This is a genomic window from Synechococcus sp. PROS-9-1, from assembly GCF_014279775.1.
In the GTDB taxonomy this organism is placed as follows: Bacteria; Cyanobacteriota; Cyanobacteriia; order PCC-6307; family Cyanobiaceae; genus Synechococcus_C.
In genome coordinates this window covers 811,606-837,740 of sequence record NZ_CP047961.1, presented here as the reverse complement: position 1 = coordinate 837,740, position 26,135 = coordinate 811,606, and the positions used below count along the sequence as shown (strand labels likewise).

Sequence of the window (26,135 nt, the reverse complement as noted above, 5' to 3'; positions counted from 1 at the left end):
ATGGGATTAGCCCCAGACCTCATGCCCATCGAGTTAGAGCAAGCCGACCTCGATGCACTCAGTGATTTCTTTGGTGATCTCGATCCAAGTGAAATTTTTCTGGAATACGCGCCCATTAGCCAGCCGCCCTATCTGGTAGCGGGCCTGGGGCTAGCGATCGGTGTGTTGTGCGGGCTCACGTTTGCGAAGCTGATCCAGATTCGCTTAGACGGTTGGAAGCAAGATCGCCTCGCTCTTTTGCCCCTTGGTACGGCAGAAGTCACGATGAGTTATGCCGGCACTCTCCTCGGCATCACCTTGTTCATCGGAGGGTCGCTTCAGGTCTTCGGATTCGCTTCTGGAGCTGGATACTTAGTTTCCATGCTGCTTTCGCTTCTCACAGGTGGGGCTTTATGGGTGCAACTGGAACGGTTAATGACTCAAGTGGAGTCAGGGAATTTCAAAGCTGTTGACTTCGATAACTTCGACGAATTCTTCTAAATCAAGTTCTAAACAAGAACATAAGCCTGGAGTTGTGCATCACCTCGGCGCAACAGATCTAAGCCTTCGCGTTCAAGTCTTCGCGTCCGATCACGACTCATCTTCATCAATTTGGCAATACCAGTGAGGCTCATCGGCTCTTCACCATCCATCCCATAGCGCATTCGCAACACTCTTCCCTGCAATTCAGGCAGCTGGCTCAGCAGATCGCGCAGATCTCCTTTCAAGCATTCGCCTTCCACCTGTTCTGACGGCAGCTCACCATCGCCGGCCAACAATTCCAGTAGTTCGGTGTCATCACCGTCGCCCACCTTCATCTCCAAACTCACAGGCTGGCGCGCCCGGCACATCAGATCCTTTACCTCCTCTTCTGGAAGTTCCACAAACGAGGCCAATTCCGATACCGATGGGGTGCGGCCCAGTTCTTGGCTTAATTCCCGTTGGCCTTTCTTGAGCTTGTTCAACATCTCGGTGATGTGAATCGGCAAGCGAATCGTGCGGCTCTTCTCCGCAATCGCACGCGTGATGCCCTGACGAATCCACCAATACGCATAGGTGCTGAACTTGTAGCCCCGGGTGGGATCAAATTTCTCCACACCACGCACCAAACCAATCGTTCCCTCCTGGATCAAGTCCAGCAGCTCCATATTCCGCTTGGTGTATTTCTTGGCGACGCTCACCACCAACCTCAAGTTGGCAGCCACCATCCGCTCCTTGGCGCGGCGGCCTGCCTGCAGCTTGCGCTTTAGTTGCGCGGCACTCACACCAGCCGCTTTAGCGACCTCTTCTCTTGCGACTTCTTCCCCGCCGCGTTGGTCCTTGATCTCAGCTTCTAGCGCCTCGAGATCCATCAGCTCTTGAACCTGACGGCCCAGCGTGATCTCCTGTTGATGGCTCAACAACGGCACGCGGCCGATGTCTCGCAAGTACGAACGAACGAGGTCCGCATCGGGGAGCACAGCCAAGGGCGCCATCGACAATTACGAAACACTTTCGTTTCCTAATCTACCACTTTTTAGGATTTTCTTCATATTGGCGCCCCCCCCCCTTACCGCTTGACAGAATGAGCCATGACTGCATCAAAACGGCAGCGAAGGCCTTGGCTCTTGTCTGGTACAACCCTGATCCCTGATCGATGCCAAGGAGTGAACCGGTGACCCGCCAACGGTTGCAAAAACTAATCGCAGCTGCAGGAATCTGTTCACGACGACACGCTGAGGAGCTTTTGCGCGAAGGCAGGGTCAAGGTGAATCAGATCACCGCTGGACTTGGCGACCAAGCCGATCCGAACATAGACCGCATCGAAGTGGATGGCCGTCCCCTAGATCAGCCATCGAGCCCAAGGCTGATCCTGCTCAACAAACCCCCAGGTGTGATCAGCAGTTGCAGTGATCCTCAAGGACGCCAAACGGTTCTCGATCTCATTCCAAAGTCGCTCAGGCGAGGTCTCCACCCCGTTGGTCGGCTGGATGGAGACAGCCGCGGAGCTCTCCTCCTAACCAATCAAGGTGAAATCACCTTGCAGCTCACCCACCCCCGCTACTCGCACCGCAAGACCTACAAGGTTCAGGTCAGAGGGAAACCCACCACCACAACGCTGAACCGCTGGTGCAACGGTGTGGAACTGGATCGCATCCCCACACAGCCGGCAGAGGTCTCTCTGCTGAAACAAGGAGCAAACCAAACCCTTTTAAAAGTGATCCTTAGGGAGGGCAGGAATCGCCAAATCCGCAGGGTGGCGGATGCCCTTGGTCACCCGGTGCTGGATCTTCAACGAACAGCAATCGCGTCTATTGATCTTGGTTCTTTGCCCGAGGGCCACTGGCGTGAGTTAACACGTTCAGAATGGACCTCCATCCGTTTAGAACGGAACGAGTGCCCCTCATAACGGCATCGCCGAGATGAAGTTTCCCCTCCCTTGGCGACGTCACAACAACAAGCAACTCGCTCCCCCATCGATTGAGAGCAGCAACAACTCCCTGGAGGAGGCGGGAGAACTTTTGCGCGAACAAAGGGAACGAAAGGGGCTCAGCATCCGAGACCTTTCGAACGAGGTAAGAATCACAACGCCTGTGCTAGAGGCCCTCGAACGCGGCTGGCAAGACCGCTTACCAGAAACCGCCTATCTCGTGGCGATGTTGCAGCGCTTGGAAACCTATTTAGACCTCCCCAGCAACAGCCTTAGTGCAGCCCTACCTAACAGCCCTGGATCGAATCGATTGGCGACCAATGGTCGAGGCTCGCGCTTCACTCTCGGCAGCATCGATATCTTCACCACGTGGCAAGGGAGCGTGGTGTATGGCGCTGTGATGATCGGATCGATTCTGGCTCTGAACCATCAACAACGTCATCTGATCAACATCAATGCCTTCTCGCCAAAGCCAATCCCGATCAATACACCGCTGGACTCTGATCAAATTTTGAAGGGCTTGCGCCCGCTGGAGGAGGAGATCACTGCCAGTCTCGGTCAGGGGGCTCTCCCTCTCGATCAACTCACAAGACCTGGCGTTCTCGAGATCAACCTCAACCAACCACGGCAGATCAGCCTGAGCAGTGAAGGAGGAGATCGAACCAACCTTCAGGGCGCCACCGGAACAGTGACCTTGCAGCTGCTACCCCCAGTTGACCTCAGCATCAAGCCTCCACCAGGCGAGGCCGACTCCGTGAGCTGGAACGGACAGGTCCTCGCTCCTAGGACCAATCAACCTGGTATTTATCACCTGCCCCAGACCGCAGCCCTCTCGCCGTAACCCTTGAGGGCCCCTTGCAAGGCCTCATCAAAAGTGCCCATCCTCCAGCACCAATTGCCGCCAACGGTGCCTGGAGTATTGAATCGTGCTTGATCATCCAAATGCAGCAAATCCTGCAAAGGAGACACCACGAGCTCAGCAGACGTTGCCATCGCGAGCTCCATCAATTGCCATCCGGGTGCTTCCACATGACAGCCCAGCACCTCACCAAGCTGGCGCCTAGACGATTCATCCAGTCGCTGCCACCACCCCATCGTTGTGGGGTTGTCATGGGTACCGGTGTAGACCACCCATCGGCGGCCTTTGATATTGCTTGGCAAATAGGGATTGCGGTGGTTGCCATCAAAGGCGAACTGCAACACCTTCATTCCTGGTAAACGAAAGCGATCACGGAGCCGTTCCACATCTGGCGTGATCACGCCAAGATCTTCGGCAACGATGGGAAGCTTCCCTCCCGCATCGCGACGTAGGAGCCGCAATAACTCATGGCCGGGTGAGCGCTGCCACACCCCATTTTGAGCCGTGTCGTCGTCGCCAGGGACCGCCCAAAAACCAGCGAGAGCGCGGAAATGATCCAAGCGCAAGCGATCGGCAAGCATCCACTGCCGCTTCAAGCGATTGCGCCACCAACGAAATCCAGTGCGCCGATGGCGCGCCCAGCTGTAAACCGGCGTCCCCCAGAGCTGACCGGTCTCCGAAAAGTAATCGGGTGGCACGCCGCTCTGAAGCCGTAAGCGTCCATCAGCCGCAATCGAAAACAAGGATCGATGGCTCCAAACATCGGCGCTATCGCGAGCCACATAAAAGGGCAGATCACCAAGAATCTCGATGTTCAACTCCCGTGCTTGCTCGCGCAGGCGTTGCCACTGTCGATCGAGATGCCACTGGAGAAGTTCCTGCTCCAGCAAAGCCTCACCATGCTGAAGCCGCCACTGAGCCAAGGCATCAGGTTGTTGCACAGCGAGCGGATGGGGCCAAGACCACCAAGGCAAACCGTTGTGTTGATCTCGCAGCACCACGAAATTGACGTGATCTGTCAGCCAATGCGTTTGGTCAACCCTCCAGCGTGCAAATTGTTGTTTGCGCGCAGAGGATTGCTGAGGCCAATGGGCTGCAAGGGCGCGGGCCAGTGCCGAAGCACGCGCATCGGCCAGCTGAAAATCCAGCACAGACAAGGCTTCCGCCTTGGGTTCAGCTCCAGGAAGACTCCCAAGATCACTGGACGCCAAAAAGCTCTCCTCTGCCAAATCTTCGGCATCCAAGAGCCAAGGATTCAATGCAAAGCTGGAGGGTGAGCTGTACGGCGAACCTGTGCCATCAGGCGGAGCAAGGGGCAAAATCTGCCAAACCGCTACTCCATGGCTCGCCAAAGTCTTCAACCATTCGCGGGCTGACCGTCCAAAGCTTCCACACACAGGTGAATCAGGCAGAGCCGTGGGATGAAGGAGTACACCAACCCGCCGATCCCTTTCGCTTCTGGAGTCACTAACCATCGAAGCAAATCATTCGGGGTGCCAGACGGTCGAAGGGAATAAAAAATGATCCGACCTTTGTGATCTTACGGATCGTCTTCACAACGCTCGAAGCTGGTTCCTCAGGCTCTTCGCAATGACTGAGATCTCCTAGCTGGCTTCGTTTGTAAACGGAAGATTCACGCCTTAGCGTTGGTTCAGATCGATCTGGTCACGACGTGCTCCCCCCCCTCTCACCTAGCCATGATTTTCGAGAACGTTCTCCAGAGCAAGTGAGAGTGGCCGTGTTCGGGGCCACTGGGTACATCGGACGATTTGTCGTGAAAGAGCTGGTCGAGCGTGGATATCAGGTGATGGCATTCGCCCGCGAATCCAGTGGAATCGGAGGGCGCAAGGGTCAAACCGATGTGATGGCCGATTTCCCTGGCGCAGAAGTGAGATTTGGTGATGTCACCAATCCGGCGTCACTCGCAACCCACGCCTTCAACGCACCCACCGATGTGGTGATTTCTTGCCTTGCATCAAGAACGGGCGGCAAGAAGGATTCATGGGCGATTGATTATCAAGCCAATCTCAACACTTACAACGAGGGTCGCAAGGCTGGGGTAGCGCATTTCGTGATGCTTTCAGCTATCTGCGTACAAAAGCCAATTCTAGAATTTCAGAAAGCAAAGCTTGCATTCGAAACTCGGCTTAAGGAAGACACAGAAATCACCCATACAATTGTTCGTCCCACAGCCTTTTTCAAAAGCATTGCCGGACAATTTGAGAGCTGCAGGAAAGGCGCACCATATGTCATGTTTGGCAATGGAGAGCTCACAAGTTGCAAGCCAATCAGTGAAAAAGATCTTGCATGCTTCTTGGCTAATTGTGTAAGCCAAACCGATAAAGTGAATCAAGTTTTGCCCATCGGAGGGCCTGGTCCAGCTCTCAGCGCCCGCACGCAAGGGGAAATGCTTTTTAAAACGCTAGGCCGCTCGCCCAGAATGCTTTCGTTACCGATGGCAGTAATGAATGCCCCAACTGCACTTTTAGAAAAAGTGGCAACGCTCCTACCAGCGGTGGAAGACACGGCTGAATTCGCCCGTATCGGTTGCTATTACGCCAGTGAATCCATGTTGGTTTGGGACGAGAAGCGTGATTGCTACGACCCCGACGCAACCCCTTCTTTTGGAGAGGACACCCTCGAACAGTTTTTTGCAAGGGTCTACAAAGAAGGAATGGCCGGACAAGAATTAGGGGATGCTGCTCTATTTTAAAAACATTCCCTAAAGCAACCCAAGCAAACATTAACAATGAAATATAATCAGAATAGACAAATACCAACTAGCCCTTCTATCCTCACTGGAAAAGCAATCATTTCCCTAGACTTAATCCTGAATAAAGTAATTCATCGCCCTCAAATCAATTCACAACACTGACATCAACTGATGTTAATCGAGTCGCCAACCCTTGATCAAGGTCCAGTTGCCGTTTGCGCCTAGGACTTCGATTCCCAATTCAGCGTGGCTGAGCAAGACTGTTTGACCAATCATCAAACCATCACGCATGGGGGATCCAGCGTTGAGTGAGGACTCGCAGCAAAAGCCAAGCAAGGGCTGGTTGGGCGACCGCCCCGGACGCAGTCTTCTGAGAATCAGTGCTGCCTTACTGGGCACAGCCCTAGCGGGCACAGCACTTGCAACGATCTGGCCCAAACCAGACCCTGTCGGCGCCGATGTGCAGTCATCCGACGTGTCATTAAGCCTCGCTCCGCTCCCAGAACAAGCCGTGATGGTGTTGGTCGTCGGCCTCGATGCAGACACCATCAATGCCCCCTCCAACAACGCAGCACCTCAAGGACCTGCCAACGCCGACAGCTTGATGCTGGTCAATATCAGCACGAAACAACCCGTTCAGATTTTGCAGTTGCCGACAGAACTGGCCGTTCAACTGCCAGGGATCGAGGAGATGAAAGCTCTTTCCACAACGTGGCAACACGGTGGAATCGCACTCACCTCTGACGTCGTTGGCGAGCTCATCGATCTGCCTTTGAACAAGCCGGATCGCTACTTAGTCCTCTCCAGACAAGGCTTGCGCAGATTTGTGGAAGGACTTGGAGACATCGAAGTCACCCTGGACCAGACCTATAAGTACGAGGACAAATCCCAGGGCTACAGCGTGAATCTGCAGGCCGGACTGCAAACACTCAACGGTGCTCAGGCAGAACAACTCGCACGCCACAAACCCAAGGCCAATCAAGACCATCAGCGAAGAGTGAGGCAACAGCTGCTGCTCCAAGGCGTGCATCAGCAGTTAGCGGAAATCGATACGGTCACCGTTTTGCCTGAGCTGCTGAACGTGTTTTCCAATCAGGTCAGAACAGATATCAGCAGCACAGAGATGCTGAGCCTGATGGCAGCAGCGATCAGTGCGCCCTCGCCACCGGTGATTACGGAGCTTCCTCTTGCAGCTCGGGCCGGTCAACAGAGGCTGCGCGAGTTGAAGCCGAATCTCAGCCTGCCAATCTGGCCAGATCAGAACTGATCGCTGGGTTCATGCGTTTCCAGCGCTGCTGGATGGAACGGACCAGCGCATCAGAGGCAGCCCCACCATCATCTGTTGTGTCCAAGAGGCCACACCAGGGCAAGCCATCCATTCGGCGGGCCGACAGATCCCAGCGGCCCCCAAGTTGTGCCAAACCAACCAAAGGAATGCTGAGCGAGTGACACAAGGCGACTGAGGCAGGTGCCATGCCAGAGATCAAACCAGCAGCATTGGGCTGGGCCAACAACAACACAGGACATCGCCAAGCGGCAAGAGCATCAAGCCAGCTTCCAGAGGAGCCTTGCGCCATCGCCGCATCACCGCTCAAACGCAGCAGTGCGGGACGGTTTCGTTCGCGCTGAGGCGATGCCAGTGCCTGCAAGCCGCTGTGAGGTTCCGACCCACAAGCCAATGGCACCAACTCAGCCGACAAGCGCTGCGCAAGCAGTTGTGCCCCCTCGCGCATCGAGAGCTCAGGAAGGGGGCCAGCTCCAACAAGAGCCATCGTGAAATCGAGCATGACGAGACCTTAGGGAGATCCGATCCACACCGTTTATGGATAGGAAGGCGATGCAGCACTACGATCGGTTCATCTCCGTTCTCAAGCGCGGGCATCGTGACAAGTTTTCTCACCGCTGCCCGAGCCGAGCAAGAAAAGCTGCAGCACGACACCAGACGTCTTCGCCTGTTTAGCGGCACCTCAAATCCCTCACTCGCCCGCGAAATTGCGGCCTACCTCGGAGTCCCCGATGGCCCGAAGGTCTGCAAACGCTTCGCCGACGGTGAGTTGTATGTGCAAATTCAGGAATCGATTCGCGGTTGCGATGTCTTCCTGATCCAACCCACATGCGCTCCGGTGAACGACAACCTGATGGAGCTGCTGATCATGGTGGATGCCTGCAGACGGGCATCGGCGCGACAGATCACCGCGGTGGTTCCCTATTACGGCTATGCACGCGCGGATCGGAAAACAGCCGGTCGGGAATCGATTGCGGCCAAGCTCACCGCCAATCTGCTCGTCAAGTCGGGAGTCGATCGGGTGCTGGCGATGGATCTGCATTCAGCTCAGACCCAGGGGTATTTCGACATTCCCTGTGATCACATTTACGGTTCCCCCGTGCTTGTGGATCACCTCGCCGCTCAAGACCTTGGAGAAGTGGTGGTGGTGTCTCCAGACGTGGGTGGCGTGGCCCGAGCCAGGGCCTTTGCAAAACAAATGAACGGTGCTCCTCTGGCCATCATCGATAAGCGCCGAACCGGTCACAACATGGCTGAAAGCCTCACCGTGATTGGCGATGTGAGCGGACGCACGGCGATCCTGATCGACGACATGATCGATACCGGAGGCACAATCTGCTCTGGTGCCAAGTTGCTGAGAGAGCAAGGTGCCACTGGCGTCATCGCTTGTGCAACCCATCCCGTCTTCTCTCCACCAGCCATTGAACGCTTGTCGACGGAAGGGCTGTTCGAGCAGGTGGTGGTCACCAACAGCATTCCAATCGCATCCAATCACGCCTTTCCCCAGCTGCATGTGCTGTCTGTCGCCAACATGCTCGGCGAAGCGATCTGGCGCATCCATGAGGAAAGTTCTGTCAGCTCGATGTTCCGCTAACTCAACCCAAGCTTGATCTGTGCTGTTGCGTCACTTTTTTTTGGCCCTCTGCCTGCCATTCAGCCTGTTCATGGCCCCGCCAGCCACGTTTAGCCAGGGCACAGACGTCCTACTGAGCAAAAGTCGGTTACCGAGTGTTGAACGAAAACAGGCGCTTGGGGTCTGGCTCACCAATAGTCCTAGCCCGCTGTACTACCACCAGCGGAACATCAAGCAAGCCGTCGATGAGCTCGAGCAATCAGGATTCTCCGTGTTGTATCCCAATGTTTGGAGTCGTGGAACAACCTTTCACTCCAGTGAATTTGCACCGCTTGAGCCAGCCTTAAAGACCGCTGGTGTCACGGTTGACCCCATTTGCACCCTGAGCAAAGAAGCTCACAAACGCGGGATGAAAGTGGTCCCCTGGTTTGAATACGGATTAATGGAGCCCGCCTCTGCAGAGGTGGTTCAAGACAATCCGGACTGGGTGTTGTCACGGGCCAATGGAGACCCGGTGATGAAGATGCACGGTAAGAAGATGGTGTGGCTCAATCCTGCACACCCACAAGTGCGCGAGCGATTTATCGGTCTCGTGGTTGAAGTCATGAAACGGTGCCGGATGGACGGGCTGCAACTCGATGACCACTTCGCATGGCCTGTGGAATTGGGCTACGACCCTTACAACTCAGGGCTTTATAAAGCTGAATTCGGCATTGCTCCACCCCGCGACTACACCAATCGTTATTGGATGACCTGGCGTCGCCGCAAACTCACCGGCTTACTTCGCGAACTTCGTATTCGCTTGGAACAAGAGTCACTACCAGTAAAAATTAGCTTGTCGCCAGGACCATTTCGGTTTGCCTACAACAATTGGCTTCAAGATTGGGAGCTCTGGGCCGTAGGACAGCTGATTGATGATCTCGTGGTTCAAAACTATGCCTATTCCCTCAGGGGGTATGCCAAAGATCTCGACCAGCCCGCCTTACGCAAAGCCCACGAATGGGGCATCCCTATCCAAATTGGTGTTTTAGCCGGCTTTGGCAAACGCACAACTTCCATGCCTGTCTTGAAAGAAAAGGTGCGGCTAGCGAATGATCGTGGTTACGGCGTGATTTACTTTTACTGGGAAGGATTATGGGGGAAACATTCAGGATCAGAAGGGGCTCAATACCGCAAACAAGTATTCAAACAGATGGGAACCAAATAATAATTACGCCCTAAAAGCGAAACAACCTAGATGGATCTCAATCTCTTGAAAGTTTGAAGGTTCAGAGAGAGGCCTTCATCCCAGCATCATCTGCACAACTTCCCGTGTGTTGGAGGAAAGCTGGGCTGCGGAGAGCTGGTCCAGAGCTGCCTTTACAAGCACTTGGCGCTTGCGGCTGTAGGTGCCCCAACGGCTAAAGACCTTGGCCAAGCGCGACGCGGTAATTGCGTTGCGCTGATCCAAGGCAATGATTTGTTCCGCCATGAAGCGATAGCCACTGCCATCTTCAGCGTGGAACACCAAAAGGTTGCCAGCGAATCCACCCAACACCGCACGAACCGCATTGGGCGCCATCGGATCAAAGCGTGGATGCTGCAAAAGAGAGGCCACCCGTTGCAAGCCGTCCGCCCGAGGCGTGGATGCTTCTAAGGCAAACCAGCTGTCAAAGATCACAGGTTTTTCTTGCCAACGATCGTGGAATTGGCGCAATGCTTGCTCTCGTTCTGGGCAATCCAAAGGCTGTAGTGCCCGCAGAGCAGCACGCGCCAAGGTCATCGACGGACCACCTACAGCAGCCAACGCAGCGGCGCGCACCGCTGAATCACCAGCTGCAGCAAGCCAGGCCCAGATCAAACCGGTGAGTTGTCGCTGCCCCTGCCCCTCGGGCCAAGCCAGTACAAGAGCGGCCTCAACAAGATTTAGCCGCTCTCGCAGCAATGGGGCCAAAGACTGACCAAATTGCTCGCGCAGCTCGCACGCCGCTCGGTATAAAGCTGGCGGATCAGCCTCCTGCTGGAGTGCTTCCAACTCAGGGCCACCGGGGAAGGCCATCAACGTGGAGAGCACCGCAGGATCCTGTTCTCCATCTGGGGCCAGGAGCACGGTCAAAGCCTCCAACATCTGGCCTTCTAGATCAGCGTTGGGGGTTCCAGAGGCCCGAGCCAGCAATAGCCTTCGCCAGAGTTGCTGTCCCGCATCCCAACGGGCGAATGGATCGTTGTCGCAGGCCAAAAGGGTGAACAGCTCAGCGGGCTCTTGACTGGCTTCCCAGTGCACTGGAGCAGAAAACTGCCTGAATAAAGAGAGCGCCGGTGGCTGTTCAGAGCAGGGGAAGCCACCGAGTTCAACAGTGTTTTGCTCCTGATCCAGCACAAGAAGCTGTTCTTCTCCAGGTTCACCATTGGCTGGTATCACCGCCCACAACACAGGAATGACAAGAGGCTGCTTAAGCGGCTGCCCTGGTGTTGGCGGCGTGCTTTGACGCAAGTTCAGGCGCAACACTCCGCGAGTGGAGTCCCAGGTGCGCGTCACGGTCACTTTGGGAGTACCGGCTTGGTCATACCAACGTTTGAACTGCTCTAGATCGAAACCAAGCCGTTCACCATCAATGCACGCCCCCTCAGCAATCGCCGATACAAAATCGTCCGTCGTGGCAGCTTCACCGTCATGGCGTTTGAAATACAGTTCCATGCCACGCATGAATCGTGTCTCGCCCAGAAGTGTTCTGAGCATGCGAATCAACTCAGCGCCCTTCTCATAAATCGTGGTGGTATAAAAATTATCGATTGCTTGATACGCATCGGGCTTCACAGGATGGGCTGTGGGCCCTGCATCTTCTCGAAACTGCGTATTGCGAAGCATGGCCGCATCTTCAATCCGCTTTAAGGCCTCTGAATGAAGATCAGCGGTAAAACATTGATCCCTAAAGACAGTGAGTCCTTCTTTTAAGGACAGCTGGAACCAATCACGGCAGGTGATGCGATTTCCTGACCAATTATGGAAATACTCGTGGGCAACAACACTTTCAATCCGCTCAAGTTCGGCATCTGATGCTGTTTCCGCATCAGCCAAAACCAACTTGGAGTTAAAAATATTGAGGCTCTTATTCTCCATCGCGCCCATGTTGAAGTGGCGCACCGCAACGGTGTTGAACTCGTCAAGGTCATATTCCAAGCCATACACCTGCTCATCCCACGCCATCGATCGTTTTAACGACTCCATGGCATGAGCAGTGAAAGGCTCATCGCCTGGCTCCACATGAAGCCTCAGGCTCACGTTGCGTCCCGAACGGGTGACAAACCGATCCCGAACCTCGTGAAGATCGCCGGCCACTAGCGCAAACAGATAGGAAGGCTTTAGGGATGGGTCCTCCCAAGTCACCTCATGGCGGGCGGGATCACCAGCGAGTGGCCCAGCGCTTAAGGCATTGCCATTGGAGAGCAACACCGGATAACGCTCGCGATCGGCCTCGATGCGAACGGTGAACCGACTGAGCACATCGGGGCGATCCGGGTGGTACGTAATACGCCTAAATCCCTCGGCTTCGCACTGGGTGGTCAACATCCCCCCACTGGCATAAAGGCCCTCAAGTGAGGTGTTGGCCTGCGGATCAATCCTGCACACCGTTGTGAGCTGAAAAGGCACCTGCGGGGGCTGGTGAATGACCAGTTTTTCCGAGGTAATGCTGTAGTCCGAAGGCTTGAGCTCGTTGTGATCGATGGAAATCGATTGCAACAGCAAATCCACCCCTTGAAGCTCAAGGGCTTGGAGCTCCGATCCCAACACCGGAGTCAGCTCCATGCGGCAGGTGACCGCAACGGAATCGGACCCGATCACCACATCCAAAGCAATGGATGGAATACGACAGGGGAATGGCTTGTAATCCTTCAGCCGGATCGTTGGAGTGGTGGAGGCGGAAGCCATGGGCAGACGTGTCTTCACCGATCTTGGCGTGCAGACGTTACCTCCGTGGAGACACCAAGCCTGGACTAGGTGACTCCACACTCACTCCGAGATGGTCGGATTATTTTGCAGCCTTCGCTTTCTTCAACGCTTCTTTCACCTTGGTCTTGACGTCATCAGGCACCTTGTCGGGACAAAACTGAATAGCACCGGTAATGATTTGAAATTCAGCACCGGCAAACAGCTGCTCATTGGTCAGCTTCTTGTTGCCTGTGGATGCAACCTTGCCACCGTGCCGTCCATTCAAGAGTTGGACGTAGGTTGCCGCCGCAACGCCAACAGCTTTCGGAAACTCAATCCCTGCCGTGCGGGCGTTGCACACATAGGACGACCCCATGCCGCGATAGAGAAAGACGTCTTCATTGCTGGCAGGCGCCGATGGCGCCTTGCCGGCCGACTGAGCCATTGCAGAAGGAGCTGCGATGAAGAGAGGCAGCAAAAGCAACGGTGCCGACAGAGCAGAACGAAGTCGGTTAAAGGGACGCAAAGGATCAAACCGGAAGATGCAGCCATGGTGCCTCATCTTCACCATTTCGTGCTAGTAGCGAGATGTCCAAATTTGAACCAATCTGAACCAAATCGGATCTTTTTCAAACTGGAATCGGAGCTGAAGCATCTTCCATGCGTGTTTCGTGGTGATGTTCAACGATCTCGAGCACGTTGTTTTGCCAGCTGTAAATGGCCCGAGAGCGATAGCGGTCGTCGTAAATCATGCGGGTGTATTCCTGCACATCCCAGTCTCCGTAATGAGATTCGAAGATCATCTCGTGTTCATCCACCTGCCTGATCTGCGTACGGTGAGACGTTGGCTCTAGGTATGCGCGATTCCGCTTGAGTTGGTGGCCCATCAAAGTGGCTTCCATCACGCCGGCCTTCTCGTAACGGGGTTTCCGATCAAAAAAGTCGGTGTCGCGTTCAGGCCACCAACTAAATCGGTAGCGAGGCTCGCCGAATTGAAATTCTGCAAAGATCTCAACCCGGATCATCATGTCCAGGAAAAAGACTTCCTCATTATCGAAAAGATATTGACGCCTAGACCTCCAAAGCCCAAGGTTCCGTGCAAACCACCGCCTCAGATTGCTGTCTAGGTACATCCTTTCAGAGACTGGAGGCTCTCCGTTAGGTGGCTTTGAGCCCCGTTGTTCAAGCGGCAGAAGGGACATGCCGTCTCCTAGTAACAACAGAGTGTTCTCCTTCTTCTTAGCGGATCTGCGGGTCAGGTCAAAAACCCATAAGGTAAGCCTCAACATTGCGAAGCTCCGTCGGTGGATGGGATTGATCGCAATCCGCGCCAGCAACTGAGTTTGTTACTCGTTGCCAGTCGCCACCATCTGTCCAGCCGCGACCTTCGCGAGTTGGTCGAATTTTTGCAGAACGAAGATTGCGGGTTTGAGGTCAGTCTTCAAATCTCAGATCCAACCCAACAACCTGAGTTGCTGGAACTGCACCGCTTGGTTGTCACCCCCTCGTTGGTGAAATTACAACCGCAGCCAAAGCAGGTGTTTGCGGGCAGCAGCATCTTTCAGCAATTGCGTGGCTGGTTGCCGCGCTGGCAGCAAGACGAGGTAGTGAGTGGCCTTGGCTTGAGTCTCAAGCCAACAGAACTCGATGGCAGCCGCACCCAACGGGAGCTCCAGCTCGAAGATCAGTTGCTGGTGCTGCGTCAAGAAAACGAAACCTTGATTGACCGCCTGCAAGCCCAAGAGCGCTTGCTGCGCATGGTGGCCCATGAAGTGCGTACGCCACTCACCGCGGCCACGCTTGCCATGCAAAGTCAAGAGCTAGGTCAAATCGATATCCATCGATTCAGGGATGTCCTCAAAAGACGCCTGGAGGAAATCGAACTGCTTTCAATGGATCTGTTGGAGGTGGGAAGCACAAGCTGGGAGGCCTTGTTCAACCCTCAGCGACTCGATTTAGCCAGTGTTGCCGCTGAAGCGATTCTGGAACTGGAGAAACTCTGGCTCGGCAGAGATGTGACCATCCACACCGACATCCCTGCAGATCTTCCCAAGGTGTTTGCCGATCAGCGCAGGATGCGCCAGGTGCTTCTGAATTTGCTGGAAAATGCCCTCAAATACACACCCAACGGAGGCTTGATTTCTTTGACCATGCTTCATCGCACCAGCCAGTGGGTGCAGGTGAGCATCTGCGACAGCGGACCAGGTATCCCGGAAGAAGAGCAGCAACGCATTTTTCTAGATCGCGTCCGGCTCCCTCAAACATCAGCAGGAGCCTCAGGCTTTGGGGTTGGACTCTCGGTTTGCCGGCGCATTGTTGAAGTCCATGGCGGCAAGATCTGGGTGATCTCGGAACCAGGCAAAGGAGCCTGCTTCACCCTCAACGTGCCCGTCTGGCAAGGCCAAGGTCAAGAGAAGGAGAACGTTGTCTTGACGGAGGGTCAGGCTGAACCGTAATTTCACAAGGTGCCGGAAGTTCAGAAGACTTTTCGATCACGTTCTTGGCCCCATCGTCTAGAGGCCTAGGACACCTCCCTTTCACGGAGGCGACAGGGGTTCGAATCCCCTTGGGGCTACTGAAGAACTGGATGAAACTTCATCGAGTTCCATCAAACACTCTCCTCTCGGGGGGAGTTTTTTTATGCAACACCGTCAATAACTACGCCATAGAGATGGCTCACAAGTGGGCAGCTAACCCTCTCCCAACAAGGACGTCCTAGAGCTGAGATTCGAAATGAACGCCAATGCATATAGAAGCAAGATCTATAGATCAAGAAGACAAATCACAGCAGCACACATTCCAAGCCAATGTGTTGTCGACAGGCTCTCTAGAGAGATCTGCAAACCGTTAACGAGATCTGCGGCGCGCCTCAGCTTCAACAGCTTTGAGGTTGGTGGTGAGATCATCACGCAGCCGTTGTTCGATCAGCCCTATCGGCATGCCTAAACAACCTTGAACCGTCAGTTCGTAGAAAAGGGCGGTTGCTTCTGGCATGGATCTCAGCCGCCAGGTTCCCTCAAAGCGCCGGAAATCACCCTTTTTCATCTTGAATTTCAGCGTCCCCTCAGGAGCAAATTCCTCGAGCTCTAGCTCGACGGAGGCCGAGAATTTCATTCCCAGGAATTGCTGACATCCCTCTTGCTGCAAATGCACCTTGTTGCCTTCTCGAAGCAACAACCGACTGCTTGCGAGGTTGGGAATGAAGGCACTGAGTTGGTCGTAATCGGTCAGAACAGTCCAGATCTGATCTGCAGAAACCGGTGTTAGCAGCTGAGCAGCTAGGCGGCGTACGCCATCAGCCATCCTCTCTACAGTTTGCTCAATAGGCTGGTGATGTGATGACATCGCCTCTCCTGTGGGCATTTCGCCGAGCTTCAGTTGTGTAAGACCACTGAAAGATGCCAAACCTTTTCCGCTTCTAATCCTGAGAGATTGTCACTACTGATACTAAGGAAGAAACTTCAATTCAGCGAAAACTGATGTCAAAGTCAGTGGTGACGCTTATAGTCGCGCCTTACCAAGACGTTTTCAATGCGAGTAAGCGCGACTCCTCAGTCAACCTCTGATGAACGGACATTCTCGATTGTCTTCACAGGCTTGAGTGGTCGTCGTGCAGAGTTATCTCGCTTAAACGTCTCTTACAGCCGCCTTCGGGACACGATCTGCGTGCTTCTCTCCAAGGGAGCACGCATTCAGTCCGTGAGTCCAACGGGCTCAGAGCCGGCAGCCGCACCAATTAAATCTGCACCCCCAGCACGATCGAAGCCTGTGACTACTTCCCAACCAAAGCCCGCGGCCAAAGCAGTGCCGGTCAATCTCTACAAACCCAAAACCCCCTTTCTAGGAACAGTCACAGAAAATTATTCCCTCCTCAAAGAAGGGGCAATTGGTCGGGTGCAGCACATCACCTTCGATTTGAGCGGTGGTGATCCACATCTTGAATACGTCGAAGGTCAAAGCATCGGCATCGTTCCTGCTGGCGAAGATGCCAAAGGGAAGCCACATAAATTGCGCTTGTACTCGATCGCCAGCACGCGCCATGGCGACAACCTTGAGGACAACACCGTATCCCTCTGCGTACGACACCTTCAGTACGAACTAGATGGAGAAACCATCAACGGTGTTTGTTCGACTTACCTCTGCGATGTTGAGCCTGGCACCAAGGTCAAGATCACAGGACCTGTTGGCAAGGAAATGCTCCTCCCCGAGGACGAAGAGGCCAATGTGATCATGCTGGCCACCGGCACCGGTATCGCCCCCATGCGCACCTACCTGCGTCGCATGTTTGAGGCGAAAGAACGAGAAGAGAACGGTTGGAAATTCCGAGGCAAGGCCTGGTTGTTTATGGGAGCACCCAAGACAGCCAACCTGCTTTATGACGAGGACTTCCTTCATTACGAGAAGGAATACCCAGACAATTTCCGCTACACCAAAGCGATCAGCCGCGAGCAGCAGAATCCAAAAGGCGGTCGGATGTACATCCAAGACCGGGTGGCTGAACACGCTGATGAGATTTTCGCGATGATCGAAGACCCCAAAACTCACGTCTACATCTGCGGCCTGCGTGGCATGGAACCGGGTATTGATGAAGCCATGTCTGCGGCAGCCGAGGCCAAAGGCCTCGATTGGTCCGAGCTTCGCCCTGCACTCAAGAAGGCTCACCGCTGGCACGTTGAGACCTACTAAAACTCAGAGATGAGTGAATCAAGCCCGCCAAAAGCGGGCTTTTTTAATGTCTAATCCTGTTGTTTTTCAGGAGACAGCCACAAAACACGGCCTGCAGGAACAATTGCGCTGTCCGATCGAGAAATCCTGGTTAAACCTGCCTAAGAGCTGCTGTAGCCATGACCGCAACGATCACGAACCCACTCAGGGTTGGGCTGCGACAGGAACGGGTCATCGCTCCACAGTGCCTGGTGATTTTTGGGGCGAGCGGCGACCTCACCCATCGCAAGCTGGTACCAGCCCTCTTCGAGTTGTTTCAGCAACGACGTCTTCCTAGCGAATTTGCCCTCCTGGGCTGCGCCAGAAGACCTTGGAGCGACGAAGAATTCCGCAGCAAAATGGCGGAGGCGATGGGTGACAAGGTTCGCGACCATCCCGAAGCGTGGGAGCAATTTGCCGCCGGAATGTTTTACGAACCGGTGGACCTTCAGAAACCTGAAGACGTCGTGAAGCTCGGGGGTCGACTTCAGGAGATCGACCGTCAAAGAGCCACACGAAGCAACCGCACCTTTTACTTGTCGGTGTCGCCGAAGTTTTATGCGGGTGGCTGCCGAGCCCTGGCTGATGCAGGCCTGCTGAAGGATCCCCAACGCAGTCGCGTTGTGATTGAAAAACCATTCGGACGGGACTACGGCAGCGCCCAATCCCTGAACAGGGTGGTTCAAGGCTGCGGCCAAGAGAACCAGATCTTTCGCATCGACCACTACCTCGGAAAGGAAACGGTCCAAAACATCATGGTGATGCGGTTCGCCAACGCGATTTTCGAGCCAATCTGGAATCGGAACTACATCTCCAGCGTTCAGATCACGGCCTCTGAAACCGTTGGAGTGGAAGAACGGGCCGGTTACTACGAAACCTCGGGCGCCCTGCGCGACATGGTGCAAAACCACCTAACCCAAATGTTGGCGATCACAGCCATGGAAACCCCTGGACGTTTTGATCCAGAGGCCATCCGCAGTGAAAAGGCCAAGGTGCTTCAAGCGGCACGCCTGGCCGATGAACTTGAACCCTGGAACTGCTGCATCCGCGGTCAATACGGGCCCGGAGGAAGCGATGGCGCACCTCTCAGCGGCTACAGGCAAGAACCAGGCGTCGACCCACACAGCACCACGGAAACGTACGTGGCGATGAAGCTGTTCATCGATAACTGGCGCTGGCAGGGCGTGCCTTTCTATGTGCGCACTGGCAAGCGCCTCGCCAAGCGTTTGAGCGAAGTGGTGCTGACCTTCCGTGAAGCACCCGTTCACCTCTTCGATGCTGCTGGTGGTAGTCCAACCGCCAACCAGCTCATCCTGCGCATTCAGCCCGATGAGGGTGCTGAGTTCAAATTTGAAGTGAAGTCTCCAGGCTCCGGCATGCGCAGCCGCCCTGTTGAGATGGAATTCTCTTACGACGAATCCTTTGGCGAACCATCAGACGAGGGCTATGTGCGCCTGCTGGCGGACGCAATGCTGAGCGATCCAACGCTGTTCACGCGTAGCGATGAGGTCGAGGCAGCTTGGAGGCTCTACACCCCTTTGTTGGAACTCATCGAAGACAGCCCCTGGAAGCTGCCCATCCACCCCTATGAGTCACGCACCTGGGGACCTGCCGCTGCAGATGCCCTGCTGGCACGAGACGGCCTGCTCTGGCGTCGCCCCTAAAAGCAGCCAGAACCTCATCCAAGCTCACCTCGATACCGCCCTTCCTCAGGCCGCAGCATGTCCCCTCAGCTCACGCTTCAAACTCCCCTCGAGCTCCCTCCATCGGAAGTTCCCAATTACCTCAATCAGTTGTGGTCCCGCGATCAAGCCAACAGCATTGGGGCCCACACCTTCTGTCTGTTGATCTGGCAGCCAGCCTGGGTGGAACAGCAGCTGGTGCGCACGGGCAGAATCGAAGGCCCAATCATGGGCGTGCAACGCGACGAGGTGGAAGAGGCTGGGCGGAAAGCAGTCCTCGAGCTTGATCTCCCCCTCAGCACCCCGCCCCTTGGGAGCTCGGTGTCAAACAGTCTGGCCAAAGTTGATGGCAGCAAAACCAGTGACGACCTTCGTGGTCAACATGTTGATGAGGCCTTAAGCACGCTCAGACCACGGCGCTTGATCACCCTGGCACCAAGCTTGGATTCCAGCCGCCCCTTGGAAACCTTGGTGGCCGCCTATTGCCCCTTACCGGAAGAGGGGGGGGGCACTGTTGCCTGCGGAGATGTGGTGGTGCTCCGCGGCGGAACAGAGGCCTTGCAGGAAGGACTCAACACATTGCAGCCCCTACTCCCCGACGACCTGCCCTCTTGGGTGTGGTGGAACGGGCCCCTCGATGAATCGCCTGAGTTATTGGAGAAGCTCTCGATCGCTCCTCGCAGGCTCATTTTGGATTCTGCTCTTGGGAATCCCTCTTACTGCCTGAACCTTCTCGCCACCAGGCTCGCAAGCGGCCAGGCCGTGAATGATCTCAACTGGCTAAGGCTGGGCAGCTGGCATCAAACGCTGGCGATGGTGTTTGATCCTCCGCACCGTCGCGATGCCCTGAGCCATGTGGTGCAACTCGACATCGATGTCGAGGGAGATCACCCGGTCCAAGGCCTCCTGTTGGCCTCTTGGATTGCCGATCGACTGGGCTGGACTCTCAAAGAGACCCATGGGCATGATGCCAAAACCGGCGATTCCAGCATCAGCGCAATGTTCCAACGTCCTGATGGAACCGAGGTGCCGCTGCGGGTGTCTCCCGTACCCATGGGGCAACCCAGTATTCATCCAGGACAAATCGTGGGGCTACGGATGATTTCCAAACCCGAGCATGGCGGGGCGATGTGTGTGATCCTCTGCGCGGAATCTGGTGGTTGCATGCGCCTTGAAGCTGGGGGCATGGCCAGCATGGAACTCGTGGAAGAAGTGGTGCCCTTGCTCCATACACACGTGGAAGCCGACATGGCTCGCCTCCTCGAGGGTGGGCACGATTCCTCAAACCCACTCTTGGCTGCGGCTGCCCCTCTGGCTGCCAAGCTTCTGACTTAATTCCCAGCTGAGCAGCATGGCCTGTGTGATCGCTGCTCCATCGAGCAGCAGCGGCAAAACCCTGCTCAGCCTCAGCCTGATCGCCTGGGCGCAACAGAAGGGATTGAGCATTCAACCCTTCAAGGTGGGGCCTGATTATCTCGACCCCCAAATGCTTGGGGCCAGTGCAGGGCGCCCTTGCCGCAACCTCGACCTGCCCTTATGCGGACCCGACTGGGTGAAAACCAGTTTCCATGGCTATGGAGGTCGCTGCGACTTAGCCCTCGTGGAGGGGGTGATGGGCCTGTTCGATGGGATCGGCTCAACGGGCGAAGGCAGCAGCGCAGCCGTAGCCAAACACCTGCATTTGCCGGTGGTGTTGGTGGTGGATGCTGGCGGACAGGCGCGATCACTCGCCGCCCTTGTGAGCGGATTTCGTGATCTTGACCCCGACGTGAAGTTTGCTGGTGTGGTGCTCAATCGAGTCAGCACTGAGCGCCATCGCTTGCTTCTCGAAGATGTCTTGGCGGCCATTGAGGTGCCCTGCCTGGGATGTCTCCCGCGGGATTCAAGCCTCGAACTACCCAGTCGGCATTTGGGCCTAGCTCCAGCCCATGAACTCGATCAACTGAATGTTCGTCTGGGGCAATGGGCAGCGATCGCTGATCAACATCTTGAGATGGGGGTCTTTGAGAGGTTGATGGCAGCGCCAACTCCGGGTCCAGAGCCGATTCAAACCGTGCTAGCGGAGGCTTTGGCACAGGACACCCAGCGAGAACCACTGCCAGTGGCCGTCGCCCAAGACAACGCCTTTCATTTCCGTTATCCCGAGATGCAGGATTGCCTCGAGGCATTGGGGATGCCGGTGATCCCTTGGCACCCCTTAGAGGATGAGCCGTTGCCGCAAGCGGCCTATGGACTCGTGATCCCTGGAGGGTTCCCAGAACTGCATGCCGAACAACTCAGCCGTTGCCAACAAAGCCTTTTAAGCCTCCGCGACTGGGTGCAACGCAAACCGCTGTACGCCGAATGCGGCGGCATGTTGATGCTGGGAACCAGTTTGATGGACGGGGAGGGACAAACCCATGCAATGGCGGGGGTTTTACCGTTCCACGCCCAACGCGGGAGGTTACAGGTGGGGTATCGCCGCCTAACGGCAACCCGCGACAGCTTGCTGCTGAAGGCGGGTGATCAGTGGATGGGCCATGAATTTCACCGCTGGCAGCTCAGTGAGGAACCTGTGGGCAGATGGCAACCGCTGTGGCAGGTTGATGGCTGGCATGTTGATCGCAGAGAAGAAGGATGGGCACTTCCGACCGTTCACGCAAGCTGGGTGCATCTTCACTGGGCCAGCTCTTCGACGATCTCATGCCGATGGCGCGCCGCTCTCGAAACTCTGGCGACACAGATCGCGACGGATTCATAAAGACCACGCGTCAGCAACAGCAGCCATTAAAAGAACGCTGGCGCTTTCTCATCGAAGGCAACGTGCAAGGGGTGGGATTCAGACAGAGTTGCCGACAACGCGCCGTCGATCTTGGTCTTAGCGGCTGGGTTCGCAACCTCAAAGACGGGAGAGTGGAGGTTCAGGCGGAGGGAGGCGAAATAGCCTTGAATGCCATGCGTCTGTGGTGTGAGCGCGGCCCAAGCACAGCAGGCGTGACAAGGGTGCTGTTCTCAAAAATGCCCGTCACTGGACATGACTGGTTTGACGTTCGCAGTTAAGAGGGACAAGACAACAACGTAGTGATCCAAATCATGGGCAACGAACGTCAGCTCTGGTTGCTTCGACACGGAGCCACTGAATGGGCCATAAACGGACGGCACACAGGCAACACCGATTTACCTTTGTTGCCTGAGGGCGAAGAAGAGGCACAACAGCTTGCGCCTGCACTCGCATCCCATCGGTTTGCAGCCGTTTTCAGTTCACCACTGCAACGAGCAAAACGCACGTGTGAGCTGGGAGGCCTTGGCCAACAACGACGCATCATGGAAACCTTGCGCGAGTGGGATTACGGGGATTACGAAGGAATCACAACCCCCGAGATTCGTAAGAGCATTCCGAACTGGACCGTTTGGAGCCATGGCTGCCCGAATGGAGAAGATGCGCAAGCCGTGCAACAACGCTGCGAACAAACCATTGAAATCGCCTTAGCGGCACCGGGCGAGGGAGATGTTGCCCTCTTTGCCCATGGGCACCTGCTGCGCGCCTTGACAGGGACCTGGTTGGGACTCGGTGCAACAGCTGGTCGCTACTTCCAGCTCGGCACAGGAACGATCTGCATCCTGGGCTTCGAGCGAGGCCAGCGCATAATCGCGCGCTGGAATGCGCCCACCAACAGCTTGTTTTAAGCGGTCACATCCCCGTCATCCCCATTCCTCCATCCGTTACCCATCAGGAGTGCATGTGCTCAGGGCCAATCGATGGATGGCCTGCCACTGAACGCTTAACCGCTGCAGCACCCTTGGAAGGACAAAAGAGAAGGGCTTTACAATAAGCAATATTCGAGTTAAGGTTCGTCCAGGTAAATCCTTTGGGAAGAGGTTTTATATAACGAGGCTGTTGTGGCCTCGTTTTTTTGTGCTCAAGCAGCGTTCGTATCAATGCATACAAATAGTCAACAAAGGCCTAAGACGGGAAAACGGGAGTGGCAATCAGGCCTCAGAGGCATCAAGTAAGCGTCACGACTGTCGCTGGTATTGATCAAAACAAGTCTTCTAAATTCATGCACCCAAAATGATTGAGCGAGAGCAAGTTCCAGTGGGAAGCATGAGCACACTTCCCACTTTTTTGTTTAAAGCAGATTAGCCGTGGTCAGACTTGACCCATTACTTCGGCACTCCTGCTCACCCTTCTTCTGTTCAATCACCTTTAAGAGCAAGGGAAGAAGTCGCCTTGAAGTTGGCAGCAAAACCATTTTACATGTACTTATTAATACATTGTATTCGAAAACCGAGCCATTATAATTGTATTTTTCCATACCTCGCAAATAGAGACTGCATGTATGATTAAAAAGTCGAGACCATTTATAGACTCTATGTTTACCATTCTATTCCTAGCCTATCTGTCCTTTGTCGTCATCATTGGGTATGTTTTTTCCGAAGTAATAGTCTAATAGGCACTGTTGATTGGGTTTTAAACGGTTTTCTCATATTTATTTCCATAAAGTTTCGTCGTAGAAGACCCTCGCTTTTATTCAATGACGAATCTACCGCTAAATGCGAGCTAGACATGAATGATTCTCATGTCAAAAACGAGCAGTGAAAACAGCTAATGGTTCTTTTCCATCTCATCGCTGATGGAGCGTTAGCGTGGCTACCGACTAGTTAGTAACAAATCATACAGATTGCGCGCTCGACGACAATGAGTTGCTTCAGTGCATCCACATCAATCAATTAGGCCTATGACTGATTCGATCCAAGCAAGAAATAGGTGTTGGAACAAACACAAATCCGGTTCTCCTGCAACCCGGTTAGGGTTGCATTGACATAAATTCTGTGACCTATTGGTAACTCTTGAACTGACAAGCCGAAACATTTACGAAGGACTAAAGAAAGAGGGATATAAGTGCAGCTTAGATATCTGGATGAAGGAACCAGAGTGGGCAAAAGTAAATGTTCACCTTGATGGAATGAGTTGGACAATTGAGGGGATTGACGAAGTGGGAAAAAGCAATTCTGAAGAAGCTGATTTTAGAAAATCAGACGAAGGCGAATTCAATTCACAAGCGAATGCAGAAAAAGACAAGTACATCCACTTCCAGATTGACAGGGTATTTAAAAAGGAGCAAGAGGCTATGGCTCAACTGGCAACAAAGCGCTTATGCTCTTCGTTCATCTATCACGAAAGAACTAAGCTTATTAGCACAGATGGATCATTCACTATATCTTTTCATCGCCAGTATCCTTTGCTTACTGACGATGACGAAGCCGGCATCAAAACAATTATCGACCAGTTGAACAATTTTAAGATTATCGTTCAGTCAGTTTTCTATTCAGTATAAGAAGAGAAGTAATAACCTCTCTTGGATACATTCGATAATCCATTAGGCTTTAATCATTAGATATGAGTAGGTGAAAAGCGCATATTCTCATCCCTCACTGAGTCTTTAAAATTCTGACTCGTTAAGAGAAGAGGACTGGGTTTTCTACACCATCAGCCCCATTCCCTCAGCTCTGCTTATTGATCTACTTATTGATCTGCTGTTGTTCAAAGATGTTGTCTAAATGTTCAGCGTGTTGAAGTGACATCTGAGCTCAGATCCTGTGCCGGTATGGGATTTGAACAGCTAACCACTGGGCCAGCTCTTCTTTTAAGCGGTTGCTTGAGCCCAAGCCCTAATACGATCAATCTGGCGTTTAGTGTTTCGACTTAACAATGAGCGACACCACGCTCTGGGCTGAGCTACTCGCCTATGGCACTGGTATTGGCCTATCCCCGATCCACATTGCCGTGTTGCTGCTGCTTCTCCTAGGACCACAACCATTGCGCCGCGGAGGTTGGTTTGTGGCGGGATGGGTGGTCACCACAATGACGACTTCAGCTCTATTGGTGACTGTGGGTCATTCACTGGTGCTGGACATGACGCAAGGCTCCCATCACCGCACGGGCTTGGATCTCCTCGCAGGTGGAGCCTTAATCGCCGTTGGCGGTAGGGAATTGCTGCGATCGTTGACCGAGGGAGACAGACCACCGGCATGGACCGCAAGCGTGGATCGCTTTGTGAACATGCCCCTTCCTCTGTTGTTGTTATTGGGTGCGATCGCAGAAATTGCCAGTCCTGATGATCTCGTGCTGTTTGCGAAATCAGCAAGCGTTGTCTTGGCGGCTCAACTGCCTACGTGGCAAGAACTGATTGGTCTTTTGGCCTTCACGATCGGGGCAAGCCTGTTGATGCTTACCCCTTTGATCGCCGTTGCGATTGGTCGAGAAAAGGTCGTGCCTGTATTAGAACGCGGAAAAGAGGTGCTGTTTGCTCGAGGCGAGCTGGTTGTAGCCGCCATCAGTCTTGGAATCGGGGGCTATCTCGGCTGGCAAGGAATCAGTGGTCTTGCCCTCACCTGAGCGTGAGGAATAGGACTTGGAAGCCGAGGACCAAAACAGAAAACCAAATCTATCGTTAGGAATTAGGCACCTCAGGACCTTCCATTCAGGGCTCTAAATTTATCAATCTCAAGCGAAAGGAATGGCAACCATTCCTCTCAACCCATTCAATGTTTTGTTTCGATGCACTCAAAGTCCCTGTTGCTGACGGATGATCCAAGCTGATGCAGCTTGTTGCTGCTTCCAAGCAAGCAGCAGGTTTTTAGCAATTGATTGCAGCTCCTCAACGTCTTTAGAGCCATCAATCTCTCTTGAAAACTTCTCGACTTCGAACATTTGCCCGATCGTCAAAGCAATTGGATCCATTGGTCTTTTTGCTTGGCGAGCTGAAGTTAACCCGTACGGCATAACACCGCAAATCAATCAGGTAGTGATTGCAACCGATTTGACGATTACATGCTCAACTCACTACATTTCGCTTATTACAGATCATTGCCTAATGTCTCTTATCCCTTTGATTGAAACCGCTAATTAGTCTAAAAAGCATTGTGACGCCTGGCTTCAATGCACTTTTCTTGGAAACAACACCTAGAGCTTTCCAGAAAAGTATCTAACAGTGCAGACGACCATCGAGGCGTTGCTCTTGCTCTGATGGGTGTGGG

General features: G+C 54.2%; 24 protein-coding genes and 1 tRNA gene. 17 read left to right on the top strand and 8 right to left on the bottom strand.

What is annotated here, in order from left to right:
* Positions 1 to 480 carry a hypothetical protein gene (locus SynPROS91_RS04445; protein ID WP_186518747.1) on the top strand — a complete coding sequence of 160 codons (480 nt, stop codon included), beginning with the start codon at positions 1 to 3 and terminating at the stop codon, positions 478 to 480.
* An 8-nt stretch (positions 481 to 488) separates the two neighbouring features.
* Here the strand turns inward: SynPROS91_RS04445 and SynPROS91_RS04440 are convergent, their stop codons facing one another.
* Positions 489 to 1,454: an RpoD/SigA family RNA polymerase sigma factor gene (locus tag SynPROS91_RS04440; RefSeq protein WP_186518745.1), complete on the bottom strand. Its 966-nt coding sequence runs from the start codon at positions 1,452 to 1,454 to the stop codon at positions 489 to 491.
* A 179-nt stretch (positions 1,455 to 1,633) separates the two neighbouring features.
* Here SynPROS91_RS04440 and SynPROS91_RS04435 point away from each other — a divergent pair, with 179 nt between their 5' ends.
* Together SynPROS91_RS04435 and SynPROS91_RS04430 are read left to right on the top strand one after the other, a co-directional pair.
* A complete protein-coding gene (locus SynPROS91_RS04435) occupies positions 1,634 to 2,368 on the top strand; it encodes a pseudouridine synthase (RefSeq protein ID WP_186519450.1) in 735 nt (244 codons plus the stop codon).
* A 13-nt stretch (positions 2,369 to 2,381) separates the two neighbouring features.
* The gene (locus tag SynPROS91_RS04430; RefSeq protein ID WP_186518743.1) at positions 2,382 to 3,230 is read left to right on the top strand and encodes a RodZ family helix-turn-helix domain-containing protein; all 849 of its coding nucleotides are present in this window, start codon (positions 2,382 to 2,384) and stop codon (positions 3,228 to 3,230) included.
* Here the strand turns inward: SynPROS91_RS04430 and malQ are convergent.
* Positions 3,197 to 4,723 carry a 4-alpha-glucanotransferase gene (gene malQ / locus SynPROS91_RS04425; protein WP_186518741.1) on the bottom strand — a complete coding sequence of 509 codons (1,527 nt, stop codon included), beginning with the start codon at positions 4,721 to 4,723 and terminating at the stop codon, positions 3,197 to 3,199. The two genes, SynPROS91_RS04430 and malQ, sit on opposite strands and share 34 nt — an antisense overlap.
* 257 nt (positions 4,724 to 4,980) lie before the next feature.
* On the opposite strand from malQ, the gene SynPROS91_RS04420 reads away from it, so the two are divergent.
* Together SynPROS91_RS04420 and SynPROS91_RS04415 are read left to right on the top strand one after the other, a co-directional pair.
* A complete protein-coding gene (locus tag SynPROS91_RS04420; RefSeq protein WP_304623026.1) occupies positions 4,981 to 5,961 on the top strand; it encodes an NAD(P)H-binding protein in 981 nt (326 codons plus the stop codon).
* A gap of 304 nt (positions 5,962 to 6,265) precedes the next feature.
* Positions 6,266 to 7,228 (top strand): LCP family protein, encoded by a 963-nt coding sequence (locus SynPROS91_RS04415; protein WP_370586785.1) that lies wholly within the window; start codon positions 6,266 to 6,268, stop codon positions 7,226 to 7,228.
* Here SynPROS91_RS04415 and SynPROS91_RS04410 read toward each other — a convergent pair.
* On the bottom strand, positions 7,197 to 7,748 hold the full coding sequence (locus tag SynPROS91_RS04410; RefSeq protein WP_186518735.1) for a hypothetical protein: 552 nt from the start codon (positions 7,746 to 7,748) through the stop codon (positions 7,197 to 7,199). The two genes, SynPROS91_RS04415 and SynPROS91_RS04410, sit on opposite strands and share 32 nt — an antisense overlap.
* Before the next feature lie 96 nt (positions 7,749 to 7,844).
* Here SynPROS91_RS04410 and SynPROS91_RS04405 point away from each other — a divergent pair, with 96 nt between their 5' ends.
* Together SynPROS91_RS04405 and SynPROS91_RS04400 are read left to right on the top strand one after the other, a co-directional pair.
* Positions 7,845 to 8,840, top strand: a complete 996-nt coding sequence (locus SynPROS91_RS04405; protein ID WP_186518733.1) for a ribose-phosphate pyrophosphokinase — start codon at positions 7,845 to 7,847, stop codon at positions 8,838 to 8,840.
* A 70-nt stretch (positions 8,841 to 8,910) separates the two neighbouring features.
* Complete coding sequence (locus SynPROS91_RS04400) at positions 8,911 to 10,026, top strand: glycoside hydrolase family 10 protein (protein ID WP_186518731.1); 1,116 nt, start codon at positions 8,911 to 8,913, stop codon at positions 10,024 to 10,026.
* Positions 10,027 to 10,101: 75 nt separating this feature from the next.
* Here SynPROS91_RS04400 and pepN read toward each other — a convergent pair whose 3' ends face one another.
* The 3 genes from pepN to SynPROS91_RS04385 all read right to left on the bottom strand — a co-directional run bounded on the left by pepN (position 10,102) and on the right by SynPROS91_RS04385 (position 13,931).
* Positions 10,102 to 12,729 (bottom strand): aminopeptidase N, encoded by a 2,628-nt coding sequence (gene pepN, locus SynPROS91_RS04395; protein ID WP_186518729.1) that lies wholly within the window; start codon positions 12,727 to 12,729, stop codon positions 10,102 to 10,104.
* Between the two features lie 100 nt (positions 12,730 to 12,829).
* A complete protein-coding gene (locus tag SynPROS91_RS04390) occupies positions 12,830 to 13,291 on the bottom strand; it encodes a cAMP phosphodiesterase (RefSeq protein ID WP_186519448.1) in 462 nt (153 codons plus the stop codon).
* A 67-nt stretch (positions 13,292 to 13,358) separates the two neighbouring features.
* Positions 13,359 to 13,931, bottom strand: a complete 573-nt coding sequence (locus tag SynPROS91_RS04385; protein WP_186518728.1) for a hypothetical protein — start codon at positions 13,929 to 13,931, stop codon at positions 13,359 to 13,361.
* A gap of 102 nt (positions 13,932 to 14,033) precedes the next feature.
* Between SynPROS91_RS04385 and SynPROS91_RS04380 the strand changes: the two genes are divergently transcribed.
* Together SynPROS91_RS04380 and SynPROS91_RS04375 are read left to right on the top strand one after the other, a co-directional pair.
* Positions 14,034 to 15,185, top strand: a complete 1,152-nt coding sequence (locus SynPROS91_RS04380; RefSeq protein ID WP_186518726.1) for a histidine kinase — start codon at positions 14,034 to 14,036, stop codon at positions 15,183 to 15,185.
* Positions 15,186 to 15,231: 46 nt separating this feature from the next.
* Positions 15,232 to 15,304, top strand: a tRNA-Glu gene (locus tag SynPROS91_RS04375).
* Positions 15,305 to 15,576: 272 nt separating this feature from the next.
* On the opposite strand, the gene SynPROS91_RS04370 is transcribed toward SynPROS91_RS04375, so the two are convergent.
* Entirely contained in the window at positions 15,577 to 16,074 is a 498-nt protein-coding gene (locus tag SynPROS91_RS04370; RefSeq protein WP_186518724.1) for an SRPBCC family protein, read from the bottom strand.
* Between the two features lie 186 nt (positions 16,075 to 16,260).
* Between SynPROS91_RS04370 and SynPROS91_RS04365 the strand changes: the two genes are divergently transcribed.
* The 8 genes from SynPROS91_RS04365 to SynPROS91_RS04330 all read left to right on the top strand — a co-directional run bounded on the left by SynPROS91_RS04365 (position 16,261) and on the right by SynPROS91_RS04330 (position 25,494).
* Positions 16,261 to 17,415 (top strand): FAD-binding oxidoreductase, encoded by a 1,155-nt coding sequence (locus tag SynPROS91_RS04365; RefSeq protein ID WP_186518721.1) that lies wholly within the window; start codon positions 16,261 to 16,263, stop codon positions 17,413 to 17,415.
* Between the two features lie 158 nt (positions 17,416 to 17,573).
* Complete coding sequence (gene zwf, locus SynPROS91_RS04360) at positions 17,574 to 19,097, top strand: glucose-6-phosphate dehydrogenase (RefSeq protein WP_186518719.1); 1,524 nt, start codon at positions 17,574 to 17,576, stop codon at positions 19,095 to 19,097.
* Positions 19,098 to 19,154: 57 nt separating this feature from the next.
* Positions 19,155 to 20,450 carry a glucose-6-phosphate dehydrogenase assembly protein OpcA gene (locus SynPROS91_RS04355; RefSeq protein WP_186518718.1) on the top strand — a complete coding sequence of 432 codons (1,296 nt, stop codon included), beginning with the start codon at positions 19,155 to 19,157 and terminating at the stop codon, positions 20,448 to 20,450.
* A gap of 16 nt (positions 20,451 to 20,466) precedes the next feature.
* Positions 20,467 to 21,855, top strand: a complete 1,389-nt coding sequence (locus SynPROS91_RS04350; protein ID WP_186518716.1) for a cobyrinate a,c-diamide synthase — start codon at positions 20,467 to 20,469, stop codon at positions 21,853 to 21,855.
* Positions 21,804 to 22,154 carry an acylphosphatase gene (locus SynPROS91_RS04345; RefSeq protein WP_186518714.1) on the top strand — a complete coding sequence of 117 codons (351 nt, stop codon included), beginning with the start codon at positions 21,804 to 21,806 and terminating at the stop codon, positions 22,152 to 22,154. The genes SynPROS91_RS04350 and SynPROS91_RS04345 overlap by 52 nt, the downstream gene beginning before the upstream one ends.
* Positions 22,155 to 22,187: 33 nt before the next feature.
* Positions 22,188 to 22,781 carry a histidine phosphatase family protein gene (locus tag SynPROS91_RS04340; protein ID WP_186518712.1) on the top strand — a complete coding sequence of 198 codons (594 nt, stop codon included), beginning with the start codon at positions 22,188 to 22,190 and terminating at the stop codon, positions 22,779 to 22,781.
* 1,154 nt (positions 22,782 to 23,935) lie between these two features.
* Positions 23,936 to 24,433, top strand: coding sequence for a hypothetical protein (locus tag SynPROS91_RS04335; protein WP_186518710.1), 498 nt, complete (start codon positions 23,936 to 23,938; stop codon positions 24,431 to 24,433).
* A 374-nt stretch (positions 24,434 to 24,807) separates the two neighbouring features.
* On the top strand, positions 24,808 to 25,494 hold the full coding sequence (locus SynPROS91_RS04330) for a GAP family protein (RefSeq protein ID WP_186518708.1): 687 nt from the start codon (positions 24,808 to 24,810) through the stop codon (positions 25,492 to 25,494).
* A 168-nt stretch (positions 25,495 to 25,662) separates the two neighbouring features.
* Here the strand turns inward: SynPROS91_RS04330 and SynPROS91_RS04325 are convergent, their stop codons facing one another.
* Positions 25,663 to 25,896, bottom strand: a complete 234-nt coding sequence (locus tag SynPROS91_RS04325; protein ID WP_186519845.1) for a hypothetical protein — start codon at positions 25,894 to 25,896, stop codon at positions 25,663 to 25,665.
* Positions 25,897 to 26,135: the final 239 nt, after the last annotated feature.

Coding starts and splice junctions, on each gene's coding strand:
- SynPROS91_RS04345 (WP_186518714.1), top strand. CDS start 21,804: ATGGCGCGCCGCTCTCGAAACTCTGGCGACACAGATCGCGACGGATTC.
- SynPROS91_RS04330 (WP_186518708.1), top strand. CDS start 24,808: ATGAGCGACACCACGCTCTGGGCTGAGCTACTCGCCTATGGCACTGGT.
- SynPROS91_RS04400 (WP_186518731.1), top strand. CDS start 8,911: ATGGCCCCGCCAGCCACGTTTAGCCAGGGCACAGACGTCCTACTGAGC.
- malQ (WP_186518741.1), bottom strand. CDS start 4,723: ATGGTTAGTGACTCCAGAAGCGAAAGGGATCGGCGGGTTGGTGTACTC.
- zwf (WP_186518719.1), top strand. CDS start 17,574: ATGACCGCAACGATCACGAACCCACTCAGGGTTGGGCTGCGACAGGAA.
- SynPROS91_RS04385 (WP_186518728.1), bottom strand. CDS start 13,931: ATGTCCCTTCTGCCGCTTGAACAACGGGGCTCAAAGCCACCTAACGGA.
- SynPROS91_RS04340 (WP_186518712.1), top strand. CDS start 22,188: ATGGGCAACGAACGTCAGCTCTGGTTGCTTCGACACGGAGCCACTGAA.
- SynPROS91_RS04440 (WP_186518745.1), bottom strand. CDS start 1,454: ATGGCGCCCTTGGCTGTGCTCCCCGATGCGGACCTCGTTCGTTCGTAC.
- pepN (WP_186518729.1), bottom strand. CDS start 12,729: ATGGCTTCCGCCTCCACCACTCCAACGATCCGGCTGAAGGATTACAAG.
- SynPROS91_RS04410 (WP_186518735.1), bottom strand. CDS start 7,748: ATGCTCGATTTCACGATGGCTCTTGTTGGAGCTGGCCCCCTTCCTGAG.
- SynPROS91_RS04430 (WP_186518743.1), top strand. CDS start 2,382: ATGAAGTTTCCCCTCCCTTGGCGACGTCACAACAACAAGCAACTCGCT.
- SynPROS91_RS04370 (WP_186518724.1), bottom strand. CDS start 16,074: ATGTCATCACATCACCAGCCTATTGAGCAAACTGTAGAGAGGATGGCT.
- SynPROS91_RS04445 (WP_186518747.1), top strand. CDS start 1: ATGGGATTAGCCCCAGACCTCATGCCCATCGAGTTAGAGCAAGCCGAC.
- SynPROS91_RS04350 (WP_186518716.1), top strand. CDS start 20,467: ATGGCCTGTGTGATCGCTGCTCCATCGAGCAGCAGCGGCAAAACCCTG.
- SynPROS91_RS04390 (WP_186519448.1), bottom strand. CDS start 13,291: ATGAGGCACCATGGCTGCATCTTCCGGTTTGATCCTTTGCGTCCCTTT.
- SynPROS91_RS04355 (WP_186518718.1), top strand. CDS start 19,155: ATGTCCCCTCAGCTCACGCTTCAAACTCCCCTCGAGCTCCCTCCATCG.
- SynPROS91_RS04365 (WP_186518721.1), top strand. CDS start 16,261: ATGCGAGTAAGCGCGACTCCTCAGTCAACCTCTGATGAACGGACATTC.